Origin of the sequence: Haloarcula sp. Atlit-7R (genome assembly GCF_003666065.1) — an archaeon.
GTDB classification, from domain to species: Archaea; Halobacteriota; Halobacteria; order Halobacteriales; family Haloarculaceae; genus Haloarcula; species Haloarcula taiwanensis.
Window position 1 is genome coordinate 15,094 of the sequence record NZ_QXIK01000012.1, and the last position, 17,691, is coordinate 32,784.

The 17,691-nt window shown below is 57.7% G+C and carries 14 protein-coding genes and 3 pseudogenes; 10 read left to right on the forward strand and 7 right to left on the reverse strand.

Annotation, left to right across the window (positions count from 1 at the left end; genetic code table 11):
• The first annotated feature begins 14 nt into the window (after positions 1–14).
• Complete coding sequence (locus D3D01_RS18030; RefSeq protein ID WP_121513200.1) at positions 15–743, forward strand: 2-oxo acid dehydrogenase subunit E2; 729 nt, start codon at positions 15–17, stop codon at positions 741–743.
• A 44-nt stretch (positions 744–787) separates the two neighbouring features.
• Here D3D01_RS18030 and D3D01_RS24615 read toward each other — a convergent pair whose 3' ends face one another.
• Complete coding sequence (locus tag D3D01_RS24615; RefSeq protein WP_255410440.1) at positions 788–1,819, reverse strand: MFS transporter; 1,032 nt, start codon at positions 1,817–1,819, stop codon at positions 788–790.
• Positions 1,820–1,972: 153 nt separating this feature from the next.
• Between D3D01_RS24615 and tnpA the strand changes: the two genes are divergently transcribed.
• A complete protein-coding gene (gene tnpA / locus D3D01_RS18045) occupies positions 1,973–2,365 on the forward strand; it encodes an IS200/IS605-like element ISNph5 family transposase (RefSeq protein WP_011324109.1) in 393 nt (130 codons plus the stop codon).
• A 1-nt stretch (position 2,366) separates the two neighbouring features.
• Positions 2,367–3,623 carry an RNA-guided endonuclease TnpB family protein gene (locus D3D01_RS18050; protein WP_121513201.1) on the forward strand — a complete coding sequence of 419 codons (1,257 nt, stop codon included), beginning with the start codon at positions 2,367–2,369 and terminating at the stop codon, positions 3,621–3,623.
• A 466-nt stretch (positions 3,624–4,089) separates the two neighbouring features.
• On the opposite strand, the gene D3D01_RS24215 is transcribed toward D3D01_RS18050, so the two are convergent.
• The 4 genes from D3D01_RS24215 to D3D01_RS18070 form a co-directional block, all read right to left on the reverse strand.
• The gene (locus D3D01_RS24215; RefSeq protein ID WP_199725433.1) at positions 4,090–4,242 is read right to left on the reverse strand and encodes a hypothetical protein; all 153 of its coding nucleotides are present in this window, start codon (positions 4,240–4,242) and stop codon (positions 4,090–4,092) included.
• 1,282 nt (positions 4,243–5,524) lie between these two features.
• A complete protein-coding gene (locus tag D3D01_RS23520) occupies positions 5,525–6,151 on the reverse strand; it encodes a hypothetical protein (RefSeq protein ID WP_147439947.1) in 627 nt (208 codons plus the stop codon).
• 4 nt (positions 6,152–6,155) lie between these two features.
• Positions 6,156–6,500, reverse strand: coding sequence for a hypothetical protein (locus D3D01_RS18065; RefSeq protein WP_121513204.1), 345 nt, complete (start codon positions 6,498–6,500; stop codon positions 6,156–6,158).
• A 116-nt stretch (positions 6,501–6,616) separates the two neighbouring features.
• Complete coding sequence (locus D3D01_RS18070) at positions 6,617–7,483, reverse strand: hypothetical protein (protein WP_121513205.1); 867 nt, start codon at positions 7,481–7,483, stop codon at positions 6,617–6,619.
• A gap of 386 nt (positions 7,484–7,869) precedes the next feature.
• On the opposite strand from D3D01_RS18070, the pseudogene D3D01_RS18075 reads away from it, so the two are divergent.
• From D3D01_RS18075 to D3D01_RS18095, 5 genes and pseudogenes are all read left to right on the forward strand, one after another.
• Positions 7,870–8,073, forward strand: a pseudogene (locus tag D3D01_RS18075) (UPF0175 family protein); the annotation flags it as partial.
• Complete coding sequence (locus D3D01_RS24620) at positions 8,070–8,312, forward strand: hypothetical protein (protein ID WP_233563486.1); 243 nt, start codon at positions 8,070–8,072, stop codon at positions 8,310–8,312. The pseudogene D3D01_RS18075 and the gene D3D01_RS24620, both read left to right, overlap by 4 nt.
• 969 nt (positions 8,313–9,281) lie before the next feature.
• Positions 9,282–10,520, forward strand: coding sequence for an orc1/cdc6 family replication initiation protein (locus D3D01_RS18085; RefSeq protein ID WP_121513207.1), 1,239 nt, complete (start codon positions 9,282–9,284; stop codon positions 10,518–10,520).
• A 185-nt stretch (positions 10,521–10,705) separates the two neighbouring features.
• A pseudogene (locus tag D3D01_RS25070) lies at positions 10,706–11,347 on the forward strand (metal ABC transporter ATP-binding protein); the annotation flags it as partial.
• Positions 11,344–12,083: pseudogene (locus D3D01_RS18095) on the forward strand (metal ABC transporter permease); the annotation flags it as partial. The pseudogenes D3D01_RS25070 and D3D01_RS18095, both read left to right, overlap by 4 nt.
• Positions 12,084–12,541: 458 nt before the next feature.
• Here D3D01_RS18095 and D3D01_RS18100 read toward each other — a convergent pair.
• A complete protein-coding gene (locus D3D01_RS18100; RefSeq protein WP_121513208.1) occupies positions 12,542–13,306 on the reverse strand; it encodes an IclR family transcriptional regulator in 765 nt (254 codons plus the stop codon).
• A 291-nt stretch (positions 13,307–13,597) separates the two neighbouring features.
• Between D3D01_RS18100 and D3D01_RS18105 the strand changes: the two genes are divergently transcribed.
• Together D3D01_RS18105 and D3D01_RS18110 are read left to right on the forward strand one after the other, a co-directional pair.
• Positions 13,598–14,575: a TIGR03557 family F420-dependent LLM class oxidoreductase gene (locus tag D3D01_RS18105; protein ID WP_121513209.1), complete on the forward strand. Its 978-nt coding sequence runs from the start codon at positions 13,598–13,600 to the stop codon at positions 14,573–14,575.
• 80 nt (positions 14,576–14,655) lie between these two features.
• Positions 14,656–16,395 carry a thiamine pyrophosphate-binding protein gene (locus tag D3D01_RS18110; protein WP_121513210.1) on the forward strand — a complete coding sequence of 580 codons (1,740 nt, stop codon included), beginning with the start codon at positions 14,656–14,658 and terminating at the stop codon, positions 16,393–16,395.
• 75 nt (positions 16,396–16,470) lie between these two features.
• On the opposite strand, the gene iolM is transcribed toward D3D01_RS18110, so the two are convergent.
• The gene (gene iolM / locus D3D01_RS18115; RefSeq protein WP_121513211.1) at positions 16,471–17,628 is read right to left on the reverse strand and encodes a scyllo-inosose 3-dehydrogenase; all 1,158 of its coding nucleotides are present in this window, start codon (positions 17,626–17,628) and stop codon (positions 16,471–16,473) included.
• Positions 17,629–17,691 lie beyond the last annotated feature (63 nt).

The window sequence follows — 17,691 nt, forward strand, 5'->3', positions numbered from 1 at the left end:
GGGACCACCCAACCATGAGCGAGGACGGACCCGCTGAGCGGACCGTCCGCGAAGAGCGGTCGCTCACGCCGATGCGCAAGACCATCGCCAACCGGCTCCAAGAGAGCTACCAGGAGGCCGTCCACGTGACGGTCAACCGGACTATCGATGCTGAGGAGCTGCTGTCCGCTGCCGATGACGCCGGAAAGGCAGTCGAGAACGTGGACCCGACGGTGACTGACATCGTCCTCTGTGCGCTCTCAGACACGCTGGCGGCCCATCCGGCGTTCAACGCCACTTTCGAGGACGGGACCCATCGCCTCTATGAGGAACAAAACGTCGGCGTCGCCATCACAATCGAGGGCGGCCTCGTCACTCCTGTTGTGGCAGACATCGGATCGCTGTCTCTGAGCGAGGTGGCAACCGAGCGCCAGCGTCTAACGGAGCGGGTACAGGCGGGCGACTACACGATGAGTACGTTCAAGGGCGGAACGTTCACGATATCGAACCTTGGTCCGCTCGGCGTAGACTCGTTCAATCCAGTCATCAATCCGCCCGAAGTTGCACTCCTGGGACTTGGTCGTATCAATGAACCTGCCGTTGCTGTCGATGAGGACGTGACCCTTCACCGGCAGCTGACAGCCAGTTTGAGTTTCGACCATCGAGTGGTCGACGGTGCTGACGCCGCGCGATTTCTTGAAACACTGGCGGCGCACCTCGACGATGCGTCGCAGTACGTCCCTCCTGCTTCCAGTGAGGCGTAGAATAGGATGTAACACGAAAGCCTCGGGCTTGACCCCGAGGCGATTTACTGAAACGGATTGTCCGGCGTCGCCAGTCGAGCGATATCCTCAATCACGTCAAAGTCATCATCGAACGAATACAGATAGTCAACCCCCGCTCGCTGCATGTACGCGACAATGGTTGCGTCGCCAAGGGAGAGCCCGTCGTACGTTTCGAACAGATCAAGAGCGTTGGTAAAGTCCTTCTGTGCCGCCTGGCGGACCTCAAACCCAGCAGACTGATTGAGCCGCTCATACGTCTCGACAGCTACTGTGGCGTGCATACGGTCGCCCAGACTGGCTGGTGTGGTCTCCCCAGGGTTCGGGGCATCGCGTGACTCCGAGCTTTCGGCCGGTTTAGGAATCGTCAAGACTGCCACCAGCCCGAGTGGAAGCGCAACGAGAGAGCCACCGAACGGCAGATACCAGGCAATGGTGCCCGCTGCACCGCCGACAAGAGGCCAGACAGCGGCACCAGCGCTGTTGGCACCGCTTCGATACCCCAGTGCACGTTCCATCGCCTGCCCCTCGTATAGATTGTAGATGAGCACGGTTATCGAGGTGTAGACAACTGCAGTTCCAATCCCGAGGACCACTCGCGACAGCAGTAACGTGGCGAAGGGATTGACCAACAAGCCCCCACCGCCGCCCAGGCGATAAATGATGAGCCTGCCCACGAACGGTCGCCGTGGCCCTACCCGACCAATGACCGACCCCATCAACGGGCTTGCAAGAATAATGACGTCACCGTGGGTCGTAATGATGAGTCCAGCTGCTGTCTCCGAGACGCCCAGCACAAATTGAATTTGCGGGACAATTGGCCCGAGAATCGCACCTGCCATCACTGTCAGCGTGGCAGCCGAAACAATGACCCAGAGCGACCGACGGCGGCTCGGTGTAATCCACGCGTTTTGCCGTCCAGTGGCCACCCAGTCGACGGTTTCGATTTGACTATGCGTGAGATTATGTACTCCTCGTGGAGAGACACAGGGCCTTGCCAACGGTCGCGCAGGCTTCCACCGTCCAGCGAAAAACAAGACGCTGGAGACCGGCCCCATACTCGCTATCTTGATTCAGCGAGAGAATCCCGCCGTTCACGGCGGGCGTGAATCGCGTGAGCCCGGTTCGACAGTCCACGCGGTTCTGCCCAACCGAATACCCAACGGCGCAAGAGTTACTGGGATTGGGTGCCTTGTATTTGGTTAGGCCAAATGGAGTATCACCTGCAATCCGGGTCGCACACGGTCTACGCGCTTCAATATCACTTCGTGACCGTCACGAAGTACCGCGCCGACATCCTCACCGATGAGCGGCTGGAGCGCGTGGCTGAAGTCGCTCACGAGATTGCAGAGGACTTCGAGGCCGACATCAAGAACGTGGACGGCGGCACCGACCACGTTCACATCCTGTTCACGACCAAACCCACCACCGACCTCACAAAGTTCATCAACTCGCTCAAGGGCGTCACATCCCGCCGGATTCGGCAGGAGTACCCTGAGGTGAAACAGACGCTCGAAGATGCGTTCTGGCAACCGGGATATTTCCTCGCCACGACCGGTCAAGTGAGCATCGACGTGCTGATGGACTACGTGGAAAACCAGTAGCATGACCGCAACAACCACGAAAACGCTGGAGGCCACGCTCGCCCCGCCGACAGACCACAAAGAGCGCAAACTGTGCGACCTGCTCGACACCTACCGCGCAGGACTCCACGAGGCGTTCGAGGCCGGGTGCGAGACGATGACCGCCACCAGCGACATGGTGACGCCCTACGACCTGCCGTATCAGGCGAAGGCGGCCCTGTGCAACTACGTTCCACAACTGTACGGAACCTACGATGCACAGGAGTTGGACGACGACCACCCGGTTCGGCTCACCAACCAAGCCGCTGAGTTCGACCACTCGCCGGAACGCGACTACGAGTTTACGTGGTGGGTACCACAGCCCGGTCGCGGCACTAACTTCTGGATACCACTCCGTATCAACCCCGCTCAAGAAGAACTGTGGCACGACCTCGTGGACGGTGAAGCGTCGGCAGGGCAACTCCGCCTGCAACGCCACCGCACGTCGTGGACGCTACACGTCACCGTCGAGTTCCCGGTCGAAGAACCGAACTACGAACCGACAGACGACGATGTAACACCAGTCGGCTTCGACATTGGCGAAGCACACCTGCTCGCGGGCTGTGCCTGCGAGCAGGGCACTCCGACCGACCCACTACTCATCAACGGTGGCCGTGCTCGCCACCTCCGCAAAGAGATGCACACGACGCTCAAGCGCTTCCAAGAGCGTGACGCCGCCGAGTGGCGGATTGACGAACGGTTCGACCACTACCAGAACGCACTCACAGATATCATCGAGAAGGCGTCTCGGCAGGCAATCGAGTACGCCTGCCGATTCGAGAAGCCTGTGGTCGTTCTGGAAGACCTTTCGTACATCCGCGAGCATCTCGATTACGGCGAGTGGATGAACCGACGCCTCCACGCATGGGCGTTCGCTCGCTTGCAGGAGCGCATTGAGGACAAAGCGCGAGAGTCTGGCATCCCGGTCGAATACGTCGAGCCGTCCTACACGTCGCAGACGTGTCACGAGTGCGGCCACGTCGGGCATCGGGACGGCGATGAGTTCCGGTGTCAGAACGAGGAGTGTTGGGTGTCGGAGTATCACGCAGACATCAACGCGGCGGTCAACATCGCTGACCGCCACGACCCGTGGGGTGAGAGCCTGCCGCTGAAACCGGCGGGCGATGACATCCCACGGGATGGGAGCGCCTGTGACAGCGCCGCGACCCCCACCGAGCAGAGCCAACCACGGCAGATGACGCTCGGAGAGGTCGGGTCGGAACCCTCTGCCGGTAGTTAGCCGGTATTCCCATGCAGGGAAGCCGCGCCGTTCACGGCGCGGAGGATGTCACCTAAGAATTACTACTGCAAGTAATCAATTTAAATCCATCTACGCCGCTCAGGCCGACTTCACGTAGGTTGGGCGGCGGCAGCAAAAGATAGCCCAACCAACAATGTGCTGATTACCACTCCGGGAATGAATGGGAAAACACCGAGTAGGATGGCAGCTGAGAGACACATTACTACGAGTCCAAGCATTGCTCCGATGACCATTCCGCTTGGCAGAAGCCCAGATATGTCGCGCTCACGAATATTCATATTAATTTCATTTTAAACAGCCTGTCTAAAAACTTTTCCGACCTGTCTGATACCTGTCTGTTGTTGAACCGCCTCCAGAGTGGCGTCGTGAGTTCGAGAGAGCATCTTCACAATACCGGGTCTTGAGTTGGCTGATTCTATCAGCGACGGTGGTACTGAGGTACTTCCTACTCCGGTGCGACGACATCCGCACACGTCGGACACTCCGCCCAGACACCCGCTGTCCCGTCGGCCTTCTCGTATTCAACCAGCGTCCATGCGGCTGTGATGGGGTCACCACAGTCCGGACACTGACCAACGGTCTCTGTGTTGTCAGGCATGTGTGTGTCCGAGGGCACTCTGCGACGCTGTACGTGAAGAGGAATCAAGCCGCATTGGACATAACTGTTTGTGTCGTCGAAAACTCAGATCAAGATCGCCCGATATTATCGGTATTAACGGCGAGGACTCCGGTCATTTGGGGGAGAGTCTATCAGTTTCACTCCGGTGCCGATACATTCTAGGTTCCATTCCCCAAAAGAAACGATATGGGAGAAGCGATCCCTCTCGGACGCGCATGTCGGCGGTGTGGCGAACAGGTTGTGTTGACCGTTGAGACCGAGCAGGGCGTGTATACAGATGATTTAGAGGCACTCTTACAGACCACACCTGGACAGGAGGCACTGCTTAGAACAGAGTGTGACTGTCCAACCCCACGAACAGTTGCGGTGAAGGGAACAACGCCACCGACGCCCGACGAACAATGAGCTAGTGCTGGTTGTGTCACGGTCCTGAAACCGACGTCTCTCCCTGATCTAACCGAGGCTGAATCCAGTCCAGTTTTGGACCAGAGTTACACCGGGAAAGAATATCTAGTCGTACTGTTCAAGCCTTAATCGAGAGGTATCCTGTATCTCTAAGTACGTCGGTCAGGGTGTCATAGAACGGTTCTCATACCGGTTGGTCACTTCCTCGTCCGCTCAGTACAGAGTCCTCACATATCGACTACTTCGTTGACTAGACCGACAGCTGTCAAGAACGCCGTGGAGATACAGCGGGAGTATTTGCTATCCTCTGATATCGTATCTGGTCTGTCCACAAGGGCAAACAGGATTCAGGAAACAGGTTGTGGTTTACACCCACGTTTCGAGACAGTCTGTTGAACAGAACGAGATATCGATGTCTGAGTCGGACTCTTTCGGGTGTACCCGAAGCGTGTACGCCTTGATTTCAGTATCACAATTAGCGCAACTCATATCACGAACTAGGTTTTGACACTGCTTTGTTATAGAGTATTTACTAGGCAATTACGGGAGGCAGGAACAACGAGACCCCATACCTCGTTGCTGCTACGGTAGCTGACACTGAGATTGGCTATCCCCGCTCCCTTGTTCAATCACCAGTATCGTAATTGACCCGTCATAAATACGCACTGTGGCTGCAGTACACTCACAAAACCTCTGTCGGAATTGGGTATCTCTCACAATCAGTTTGTGCATCAACTTCGGAAAGGTTGGCGACGAAGACGACTTCAAGATACGCGGTATCGAAACCTGACAGCGGTCGACTCCACCGTCCATCGAAGGCATTCAGCGGGATAGGCTCCTTCTGGTCTGCGTGTCGTCAATAACCCGTGGAGTATAATCGTGGTGCAAAATTACCGGTCAGTTGATTCAGCTCGCTGGCACGTATTGAGCCGACCGCTACGGTCGACGGTGATCTGTCCCTCCTCTTCGAACGTCCGGAGTTTGTTGTAGATCTGGTGATCGGGGAACTCCAGCTCTTCTCGGAGATCTTCGGTTGTTTTCGGGGCCTCCAGCGAGACGAGCAACGCGTTCTCAAGGCAGTACGAGACGAACCGGTCAGTGATGGCGCAACAATATTGTGCCGCTCGTTGAGGACATCGAGAGTATCGAGCACAGCAAACGAGAAGAATTGGCCAGTGCGATCTTCCTGAGTCTTGATCTCTTGGAAAATGCTCTCCCAGTCGGGGTCGGTTTGTCTGGCAATCAGTGCGGCATCTTCGAGATCGCCTTCGCGTTCCGTAATCGATTTGAACACGAAGATATCGGTCAGAGAGAGCAGATGTACGTGAAGATTGCCGTACTCGAGTGATTGGTCGCACCGTTCGATCATCGCCGGCGTCAACTGGAGTTGGCCGGCGACCGCCTCCACGAAAATATCCCAGCGCGGAAACCCTTCCTTCTCCAGCACAAGACTGGGATCGAGCTGGTTGTACACCGCTTCCAAGTCACTACGCTCCTCGTATCCAAGGTCCTGAAGCGATTCGGCGAGTGCGAAAAACGTCGTCCGTCCTCAACGACAAGGTCGACGTCCCATCGACGGTGTCCTTGCTCGTCGCGACGAGTCGGTCGCCGTTCGCGCGGTATTCGGTTTCGAACGGTGTCGTTCGGGTTCTCGCTTCAAGGAACGACCGAAGCGTGTCATCGGTGATAGCATATCCGTCGTCCGTGTGTGCGATCGCACCCGTCTCCTGAATCTCGTTCAAATGCTTGTAGAGCGTGGACTTGGCGAAGCCCTGTGTTTGTAACTCCGAAATCGTCTTCGGACTGCCGATAAGCGCACCCAAAATGTCCACTTTCGTTTTTTTAAGTAACCAACAAACTATCCCGATACCAAGGCACCCATATATAGAATTGTGGAAACCCCGATAACGAGGCAATCAACGATTGACTCAGTATTCGTTGCTATTCGTCAGCAATTCGCGTCAATGCCAGCCACCAGCCGCTTGTCAAGGAATAACTCTCGGAGCGACTCATTGTTGCCGATACTTTCGAGGAGTTGGCGAACTGACTCGGGAGAGTGCAGGAGATTATATCGATCGACAAGAGCTGTTGTAGATCGGATTCCAACTGGCCGACCAGTTACCGCGGCATCTCGAAGTGCAAGCCGAATGACCTGCAGGTCGTGGCGAGAGTCAAACCCCCATGATTCCGCTCGCTCTTCGAGTTCGGTATCGTAGGTGTCGAAGCCGATGATATTGTGACACTCCCGACAGAGACAGACTCCCTGGTCAGGATTGTGCGACCAGTGATGGTAGTCTAGATTCCCGCCGACGAGTGCTGAGTCCCGTTCAAGAGCAGTACGTGTCCGTCGACACAGCGGACAGGTAACCTCCCAGTTCCACCCGAAGGCTGTGCTTTTTGTCGCGAACCGTTCGGTATACTCGTCGGTACGTGGTTCGCCTTTGCTGTTGGTGATCCCACTCCAGAGCCAGTCGTCCCAGAATTGCTGGACCATCGTCGTAAGAGCCGCGGGTTCGACGATCTGGTGATAGGCTGCGTCAATGCCAACAGCGCACCACGTCCGTACGTCGACATCACACTGGGTGCATGCAGAATCGAAGTACGGGACATCACCCGGGAGACCTCGTTCGTGCAACGTGACTGCCTCGCCACAGTTCGGACAACAGACTGCGACGGGCACATCCAATAGCGGGGACTGGTCGTCGGCTTGCGATAAGATCTGTGCATGGTCACCATAGGGTTGCTCAGTCGAACGCGTCGCGGCAGTCGTGTCGACAAGCTCGTCCAGATCAGCTGTCGAAGCGGGCTGGGTCATACGCCTACGTCCGTCTGTCGCTCTGCGTTCGTGGCCTGGTCGGGTAGGTTCAATTGGAGTCCTTCAAGACGTTCAGTGTCGACGGTCTGCCAATCACCGCCGCAACGACGCTCTTCGATCCGCCACATCATTTCTTCCCCGCGACAGGCGAGATATCGGACACGCCGAACTTGGGAATCAGTGGTTTGCTCAAAAGACAGAACGAGAACAGTCTCTAGTTTCGTCTCGGTGCGACTCAGCGGAGATACGATATCTTGTGTCATGGTTCTACTCGAGAAGAGTCGTTACCAGCAAGTGCATCATCAAGCACGCACGCTTGAGCAACTGCTACTGACTCTCCTCACTCTGCCTGGAATACAAAATACAATTCTACGTCATTCGAGAAAGAACACGGGAACGCACGGGTTGCGGCTGCTGTCTCATTGTATGAAGGGGAACGAATTACGCTCGGGACTGCTGCTCGACTTGCTGGGGTTACCCGTTTCGAAATGCGAGACATCCTTGGCGAAGAGGATGTTGAACTTCGATTTGGACCGGAGGACATGGACGCTGCACGCGATGAAATAGACGTGGCTCGGAATCTTGAATGACAGGTGCGCCTGCTAACGCGATCGTTCCCAATACAACTGTTCTCTCGAACTTCGCGCAGGTTGATCATATCGAACTCATAGTGGACCTGCCACGACTCGTCGCGGTCCCTGCTGTCCAGACGGAACTCACCGAAGGAGTTGAGACACATCGCTATCTCGAACACGCATTGACTGCGCTGGAAGAAGGAGCCATCGGCGGAGGAACACCAAATCGAGCAGTGCCCCTTGGAGACGCTTGATCCGGGTGAGGCGCAAGCACTGGCAGTTACAGATGCCGTTGCTGGAACAGTCATCACTGATGATGGTGATGCACGTGCGACTCCGAATCAACGGAACATCGAACTAACTGGCTCGATTGGGTTGCTTGTCCGTTCTGTTGAGGCGGATCGCATCGGTGGAAGGATGGTTAATCGGGGGAGAGCCAAGCTCCCAGGGTCGGCGATCCGGTTGCGCCTGGGGAGCACTGTCAGACATTCGTCAGACCCCAGTGTTTCCACTAATAGGATTACACATTAAGAAGGAGTGAGCAGGAAAGCACACCCACCCCCCACTATTTCCACTAAAACTAGCAAGATGCGTGTGACAGAACGATCTGTCGACTTCTTTCACTAGAACTAGCCCCTGCAACAACCTGTCTTCAGTCCTACTACGGACTAGCTATGACGGCACTAATATAAACTTTTCCTATATTCATAGTTCATTCTCATTCGCGGCATCTCTTTTACTGTCTTTTACTGGAAATACTGGGGGGAGGGTGTATCGATAATCAACAGAGGCCGTATCCGTCTCTTCTTGCGATTACATTCATACCGTAAATATACTGGAAACGTTGGGGTGTCCAATCTTTATAAACACTAAGTTACTGGAAATACTGGAACCCAGTGGTTCCGAGAGGCTGCCACAGATCAACAGCTGCTATCCGCAATTTACTGGAAATAGTGGGGTGTGTCCAGCTGACTCCAACGCTCTATTTACTGGAAATAGTGGGGTGATCCCTATACAAATACAGGTTAGTGACGGCTACATGTAGCCATCTGTCCCCCTGTTATCATACTCTGACCGCATCGTCTCTGAGGGCAGGTTATACACTGGAAATACTGGGGTGTCCCTCATATAGTGGAAGGGCTACCCAGTACTGGTTATACTAGAAATAGCGGAAACGGTGGTCGAAACAATTATTGTGGTAGCCTGTCTCAGTCAGGCACAATATGGGTCCTCGTTTTCAACCGGACGATACACTATACAAACGTCGGAATACACTCAAAGTCGAGTACGTCCCGGACGAAATCGTTGGCCGGGACAACGAGATCGAAGAATACGAAGCCGCACTGCAACCAATCATCAATGGTGAGTACCCCGATAACATCTTCATTTACGGGAAGACTGGTGTCGGGAAGACCGCTGTAACGAACTTTCTCCTGAATGAACTTCGAGAGTCAGCGGACCACTTCGAAGTCAATCTTACCGTTATCACGCTCAATTGCGATGGCCTAAGTACCAGCTATCAAGCCGCCATCAGTCTCGTAAACAACCTCCGAGACCACGAAAACCACATCGCAGAGACTGGCCATCCTCAGTCCAAAGTGTACCGGCTCCTCTGGGATGAACTCAATAAACTCTCTGGAAGCGTCATTATCGTTCTCGACGAGATTGACCACATCACGGACGACACGTTCCTCTACCAGATCAGCCGCGCCGACAACAACGGTTATATCGACAACATCCAGCTCGGCATCATCGGGATCAGCAACGATTCGACGTTCCGTGAACAGCTCGATGCCAAGGTACAATCTTCACTCTGTGAGACAGAGATATCGTTCCCGCCGTACGGGACCGAAGAACTCCAGAAGGTGCTCGAACAGCGGGCTGAAATAGCCTTCCACGAGGGTGCGCTTGAGGACGGAGTCATTCCGCTCTGTGCCGCGCTTGGCCGCCAAGATGGCGGAGACGCCCGACGAGCGATCACGCTTCTCCGGAAGGCTGGTGACTTGGCCCGCACTGAAAACGCAGACTCGGTTACAACTGACCATGTCGAACGCGCCCAGGAGAAACTTGAGGCCCAACAGAGCATGGACATAATGCGCGACCTCACCGAACACGAGCAACTCACACTCTATGCGCTGACCACGCTTGCTGCAGAGGGAGACACTCCTGCCCGATCTCGGATCGTCTATCAACGATATAAGGAGCTCTGTGAGTTCCAGGGTCGGGAACCACGCACCGCACGCCGAATGCGCAGTTTCCTCTCTGATTTCGAAATCCTCAATCTCACATTATCTGAGATGGAACACCGTGGGCAGGACGGTGGCACGTACCGGCAGCATGAGCTCACCCGCGACATCGCGACTGTTGTTGACGCCCTCCAGACGATTATTAGCGAGTTTGGTGCCCATCAAAGCATCATTGAGTACCTGCCCGACTCGGGTGAGGAATTTGCCACGATGTAGTCCCGACGATACTTGCGCCAAAGCGACTGTACCGGCTATTCTGGTGTTTCCGGTGACTATTGCAGACGGCCTGCCGGTCTACATTTTGTTCTCAGATGATAGGGAACTTCAGTTTCTGACATACTATATGATAGATATGAAATATTCTGGAATTATATGTGGATGTCGCTGTCATGGATGAGTCAATTGATCCCGGTGAGTACCTTGCGGTCGTGGACCCGAACGGTTCGGCCAAGTCGACATTGATGCAGTTGATGCTTGTCTTGCTCAAACCGGACGACGGGATTCCGAGGTTCTTCGGTCGAACCCGCTCACCAGTTCGACGACGTCTCGCGTAGTACATCGCACAGCACGCCACCGCTTCGAAGGAGATACCCGATCACCGTTGGGGAAGTCGTGAATGTGGGCCGATTCCCCCACTCGGCTACGGCTCCTCTTCGGCGAGGACTGGGCCATTGTCGACTGGGCCCTCGATATCGTCGGCATGACGGCGTTCGCCAATCCTCGAGTGGCCGGCCAGCGACAGCGGGCATTTATTACCCATGCCTTCGTCGGCGAGGACGACCTGCTCGTACTCGACGAGCCGACGGTTGGAGTCGATATCAAGTCGGCCGACGTGTTCTACGACCCCCTCGATGCCTGACCGAGAGGGCATCACCATCCTCCTCATCGAACACGTTCTAACTGCGATCACCGACCACGCGGACCGCGTCATCTGTCTCAACCGCGAGGTCTACTTCGACGGTCCAACCGACGCGTTTGTGGCGAGCGACGCCCTCGCCGGCGCGTCCGGTACCATAGCGAATCCGTTATGTGAGTCGCGATGATCCCTAGACTCGCCACGCCGCTTCAGGCGGGGCTGCTGGTGCTACTTCTGACACCGCTGTACTGGAGCCTGCAACTCTTGTTGGGGTTCGTTTATTGGATCGGCCAGATAACCGGCTTAGAGCTGCTCCAGCACGAATTCATGCACCGGGCGATGCTGGTGTGACTATGTATCGGCGTGATGGCCTCGCTCATCGGCATGTTTCTGGTCCAAGGCCAACTGGCGCTGATCGGCGATGCGGCCGTCCACACCGGATTTGACAGCGTCGTCGTGGTGCTGTTTCTCAACGCCTTTCTCGATCTCGTGGTTTCCTCGTTCCTGACTGCCGTCGTGGTCGCGATGATCGCGGGCCTGTCCATCGAACTCATCTCGGAGACGACCGACGCCCACATCGACGTGCCGATGGCTATCGTCCTCTCGACCGAATTCGCGTTTGGGACCAGCTCATCAGCATCAACGTGGGTGGGCTCGCCGTTGGAGTCTACCTGTTCATCTTTGGGAACCTCGCGACGGTGTCCCAGGACTGCGCCGCGATACCGTTCATCTTCTTTGCCGTCGTCATCGGTGTAGTCGGGCTCACGCACAACCAACTGCTATACGTCACTTTCGACGAGACTGCGGCGGCTGTGTCCGGTATCTCGGTCAACTGGTACAACCACATCATGTTGATGCTGACGGCGATGGTCGTAGTCGGTGCCATGCAGATCATGGACGTTATTCTCATTGTCCCGATGCTCGCAAATTGATCCTGTTCGGGATCGACCAGTGCCTGTATATCTCACATAGACAAGTTGAATGAATTGACGCTGCCAGACTGCGAGTGTCCACGCATATTATGAGAAATAATTCCACTGGTTGGTATTATATTCAAATATACAGTACCATCAAAGCGAGATTAGAAATACAAATTCGGATTAACTGGCAAATTCGACGATATAGATTTAAATTAAATCCATTTCCGAACATTTTAGAGGCAAATATGGTGCTTGTAGTGTTCCTCACACGGTCAGCGAAAGGTGGCCATTCTGGAAGGTGTCCCCAGAGCGAACCGACACGAAAGTACGCTGAGGGCCGCTCGAATATAACATACGTACTCTTGTTATAGGGTATCCGGTACGGTGAGTAATACGGTCGGTCTATAGCACGTTTGCGAGAGGCGAACGGCAACTCAAACCGGGTGTAGACGGGCGCACCGTCAGGAGAACTGCGAGTTAATCTCGATGACGTTCGCGGACCGGGTCACCATCTCGGGCAGTTTCTCTTCGTAGATTTCGCCTTCGAACCGGCTGGCCGGCCCCGACACGCTGAGTGCGCCGATAACCTCGCCGTTGGTGACGACCGGTGCGGCCACACAGCGGAGCCCCTCGATTTTCTCTTCCCGGTCGAAGGCGTATCCCTGTTCGCGTATTGTTTCGAGTTCGTCGAACAGTTCCTCAGACGAGGTTATCGTGTTGACAGTAAAACCCTCTAGCCCGTGCTGTTCGATTATTTCGTCGACGCGCGCGTCCGGCATGTGTGCCAGCATCGCCTTGCCGAGAGAGATGCAATGTAGGTACTGCCGGTCACCGACCGAAGAAGCGGTCTGGACGGCCTTCTCTCCGCCCGTCTTGTAGATGTACACCGCACGGCCGTGCTCCTCCGTCGCGAACTGAGCGAGCTCACCGCAGTCCGCGGCCAAGTCATCGAGTTCCTCGCGGACGACGTCGTATATCTGAAGCCTGTCTTTAACCGTCTCGGCGAGTTCGAGGTACCGTAGGCTCAGGCGATAGACCCCGTCCTGTTTCACGACGTACTCGTTCTCCGCAAGCGTCGCCATGTGGCTGTGGATGGTTCCTTTCGAGTGGTCGAGCGTAGTGGCTATCTCGGTGATCCCAGCACCGTCACGGTCCTGCAGGAACTCGATGATATCCAGCGAGATCTGGACCGCATCGACCGTTCGTGATTCCGATGTCGTTCCCATAGTGGTCGTTCAAAATATACTATAATAAATGTTCGGCCGTTACGAACGAGATATCGGGTTCGCAAGAGCCGAACAAAGGGTCCAGTCTCTCACCTGTGTTCCGACGCATTCGCGCCATTCGCCGTGATCGCCGAGTTGACGCAGTGAAATCGAATCGGACGTCTCGACTCGCGTCTCGGCACGTTCGCACTGTCCGAACAGAACCGTCGCGGGCTGCGATGTCGCCGCTGTCACCGACTGTCGTCCGGCGGGGAAAACAATATTACGTGTGCACCGTTCTGTATAGCCACGATGGTAAGCGTTGACTACATGGCCCATCAGGAACAGTATTGCCCTTCACAACTGTTGGAGTTCTCCGTCTCGGCCGCGGACAACGGGTTCGACTTCGTGTGGACGTCCGACCACTTTCACCCGTGGTTCCACACGGACGCCGAAGCGGGGTTCGCGTGGTCGTGGCTCGGTGCTGCCACCGAACGCATCGACGTCCCAATCGGGACCTGTGTCACGCCGGCGGGCGAACACTACCACCCGGCGTTGATGGCACAGGCCTTTGCGACCCTCCAGGAGATGCACGACGAACGCGTCGTCCTGGGGCTCTCGACGGGTGAGGCGATGAACGAGAAGCCGATGGGGCACGACTGGCCGGAGTACGGCGTCCGGCGGAAGCGACTCGAAGAGACGCTGGAGATCGTCCACGGCCTCTGGGAGAACGACGGCTTCTACAGCTACGAGGGCGAGCACTTCGACGTCGACGACGCCCGCCTCTACACGATGCCGGCGGAGCGCCCCGAGGTCCAGATCGCCGCGAACGGTCCGAGTACGGCGTCGCTGACCGGCGAGTACGGCGACGGGTTCATCACGGTCAAGACCGGTCACGAGTACACCGAGCGGATGTACCCGGCCATCCGGCGCTACGCCGAGGAGGCGGGCCGCGATCCCGACGACATCGAGACGACGCTACTGGTGATCGCGTCCTACGACGAGGACTACGAGCGAGCGCGCGCGTCAACCCGACCGTGGTGGGCGACGACTCAGAACGTCTTCGACAGGGCGATGGCGAACCCGAAAGACATCGAGGCGGAAGGCGAGAAGGCCACGACGGAGCAGGTCGAGGAGAAGTTCCTCATCGCCGACGACCCGAGCGACATCGCCGCGCAACTGGAAGCGTACGCGGAGATGGGCTTCGACCGCATCGCGCTGGGGAACACCAGTCCCGAGCCAGAGCGGTTCTTCGAAGTGATGGGCGACGAGGTAATCCCGTCGCTGTAACCCGCAGCGTTCGGCTTGGGTGAAATGGCCCGGTCGCCGGGGGAACGTTTAATAAACGGGCCCGCGTCGTTGTGAACGAAATGCCCAGACTAAACGGTGGCGAGATTATCGCCAAGTATCTGGAGAAAGAGGGTGTCGAGTACCTCGTCGGAATCCCCGGTCACGGGAGCACGAACCTGCTCGACGCGTTCAACGACTCCGACGTCGAGGTCATCCAACCACGGCACGAGGAGGGCGCGACACACCTCGCGGACGGATACGCGCGAGCGAGCGGTGAACCGCTGGCCGTGTTCACCTCCATCGGACCGGGCGCGACCAATACCGTCACCGGTGCGGCGACTGCGTACGTCGACTCCATCCCGATGGTCATCTTCACCGGCGCGCCACAGACCCACGAGTACGGGCAGGGGATCCTCCAAGAGATTGAGCGCCAGAAACCCGGTGACTTCCCGAGCGTGATGGAACCGGTGACGAAACAGAGCTTCGTCGTTGACGACGTCGAACGGCTCCCCCGAATCCTCCGGCGCGCGTTCCAGATCGCCCTCTCCGGGCGGCCGGGGCCGGTTCACGTCGACGTCCCGATGGACGTACAGGGCGCTGCGGCCGACGTCGAGCTACCGGAACCCACACAGACTCGCCCGCACAGTCGGCCGGGTGGCGACCCACGGACGGTTTCCGACGCGGCAGCGCTCCTCGCAGACGCGGAGCGCCCGGTCATCGTGCCCGGTGGCGGGACGATGCTCGCTGAGGCGTGGGACGAGGTGCAGGAACTCGCCGAACACCTGCAAGCGCCCGTCAGTCCGACGTTCCAAGCGAAAGGAATCATCCCGGAAGACCACCCGCTGTACGTCGGGTTCGCCGGCTGGATCGGCTCGACGGCGGGCAACGAACTCGTCTCGAACGCCGACGTAATTCTGGCCGTCGGATGTCGGTTCACCGACATGCATACCTCCTCCTTCGAGGAGGGCGTCAGCTTCGACATCCCGCCGAGCAAGCTCATCCACGTCGATATCGATCCGGAGGAGATCGGGAAGAACTACCCCGTCGAAGTCGGCATTCAGGGCGACGCGAAGGTCGTCACGCGCCAGATTACCGAAGAACTCCAAGAGCGCACGGACCCGGTCTCCCGAGAAGACAACGAGTACTACGAGGAGGCCCAAGCGCTCTGGGAGGAGTGGGAAGGCATGGTCGCCGAACGTTGGGAGGACGACAGCGTCCCCATGAGTATCTCGCGGGCGGTCGCTAGCCTTCGCGAAGTCCTGCCGCGGGACGGCGTCGTGGTCACCAGTGCGGGCCAGCCCCAAGAGACGGTCAACCCCGAGTTCCCGGTCTACGAACCCCGGACCAACATCTCCTGTGGCGGGTTCTCGACGATGGGCTTCGGCGTCTCGGCCGCCATCGGCGCGAAACTCGCCAAGCCGGACAGTCCGGTGGTGGACGTCGAGGGCGACGGGAGCTTCATGATGTGCAATCAGGAAGTCGCCTGCGCCGTCGAACACGACATCGACGTCACGTACCTCATCGTCAACAACCACGGCTGGAAGTCCATCCGGAACTTACAGGTCGACAAGTACGGCTGGGACCGCGTGCTCAACACGGAGTTCAACGAGGAGACGGACATCGACTTCATGTCGATGGCCGACGGGTTCAGCGTGGAGTTCGCCGAACGCGTCGTCAAGCCGGAGAACCTCGATGGCGTGCTGGAAGACGCCATCGCCCACGACGGACCGGCAATCGTCGAAGCGGTCGTCGAACCCGACAACCCCGACTCCGGTGCTATCGTCACCGGCGAGTGGGACCTCGCGGATCTCGAAAAGTAACTGCCCCCTCTTTCGTTTCGTCACTGTCGAACGTCGCCGGAGACGACCGACCGCGGCAGCGTGGCCCCGTCCGCCTCAGTCCATCTTGACGAGGACTTTGCCGTCCACGCGTTTCGCAGCCTGCTCGACGGCCGCATCGGCGTTTTCGAGGTCGAACGTTGACGTGACGATGCCGCTGTTGTCGAGTTGGCCGCTGGCCATCAGCCGGATGACCCGCGGGAACACCTGTTGGCCGGTGTGCCCCTCGGACCCGTACAACTGCGCGCTGTTGCCCTGGTACTTGCGGAGCGCGATCTCCGGGTCGGCCCCGGCGTTGCTGATGTGGACGACGTTCGCGCGTTCGGCGAGCGTCTCCTCGATGACCGGGTACGTCTGCGTGACCGCGCCGCTCGTCTCGACGTGGACGTCCGCGCCCTCGCCGTGCGTGACCTCCCGAACGGTCTCGACGGGGTCAACGTCGATGGGGTCGTAGACGTGGTCGAAGCCGAGGTCGTGGGCTATCTCGCGCCGCTGGTCGGACGGTTCGAAGGCGATGACCGTCGCTGCACCGGCGGCGCGCGAGACGTTCATTCCGGTGAGGCCGATTGGGCCGACGCCGTGGTAGACGTGGTAGTCTCCGGGCCAGATGCCTTCGGCCCGTCCGAACAGGCCGTAGTAGCTGATCGTGCTCGGTTCGACGGTCGCCGCCGCGCGATAGAGTTCCTCCTCGTCGTCGTAGGCCCGTTCGAGCGACGCGACGCTCCAGCAGATCTTCTCCGGGACGGTGACGTACTCCGCGAACGCGCCGTCCATCGTGAACCCGATCTGCTCGAAGTTCTCGCAGTGACCGTGGAACCCCTGCCGACACATCTGACACCGAGCGCAGTAGTCCGTCACCTCGGCGGTGACCGGCTCGCCGACCTCGAAGAGGTCCGCGTCCGCGCCCGTCTCCACGACTTCGCCGGAGAACTCGTGACCGGTGACGGTGGGGAACTTCGTGTACGCCGAGTAGTGCATGTAACCGTCTTCGTCGGTCTCTATCATCGAGACGTCGCTCCCGCAGATGCCGGCGTACTTTACGCGTACCAACACCTCGTCGTCGTCCGGTTCCGGCCGCTCACGTTCTTCGACGCGCAGTTCCGGGTCGCGCCACACCTGTGCTGAGTTCATCGCCCGCCGGCGCTGGCGTTCGTCTTCGGACAGGTCGTAGTCCGGACGCGGATCCCACTCGGCGTCGAGTACGAGTGCTCGCATGGTCGGAACAGAGCACCCACCACAATATAATTGTAAGGGGTCGTCGATGGGCGTCCAGCCGCA